This is a genomic window from Streptomyces sp. NRRL S-455, assembly GCF_000717875.1.
GTDB lineage: Bacteria > Actinomycetota > Actinomycetes > Streptomycetales > Streptomycetaceae > Streptomyces.
This window is the reverse complement of the sequence record NZ_JOCT01000082.1, coordinates 1-395: the sequence shown is the minus strand read 5'-3', so window position 1 is coordinate 395 and position 395 is coordinate 1. Positions and strand designations below refer to the sequence as shown.

Below are 395 nucleotides of genomic sequence, written 5' to 3'. Positions count from 1 at the left end.
CCCTCAACAACCGCCCCCGCAAGACCCTCGCCTGGAAGACCCCCGCCGAAGCCCTCAACGAACACCTACTATCCCTCCAGGAAGCCGGTGTTGCGACGACCGGTTGAGTCCAAGCTGGGCTCCGTGGTCGGTGTGCATGACCGATCCGGCGAGGCTGCCTCGGGTGCGGATCGCCGCGGCCAGGGCGTCGGTGACGAGATCCGCGCGCATGTGGTCGGCGATCGCCCAGCCGGCCAGACGGCGCGAGGCGAGATCGATGACGGTCGCCAGATAGCAGAACTTCCCGCCGTCGATGGGCAGGTAGGTGATGTCACCGACGTACTTCGTGTTCGGCTTGCCCGCGGTGAAGTCGCGGCCGATCAGGTCCGGCGCCTTGGCCGCAGCAGGGTCGGGAA

At 67.8% G+C, this 395-nt stretch carries 1 pseudogene; it reads right to left on the bottom strand.

What is annotated here, in order from left to right:
- Window positions 1-114 precede the first annotated feature (114 nt).
- A pseudogene (locus IE97_RS0137900) lies at window positions 115-395 on the bottom strand (DDE-type integrase/transposase/recombinase); the annotation flags it as partial.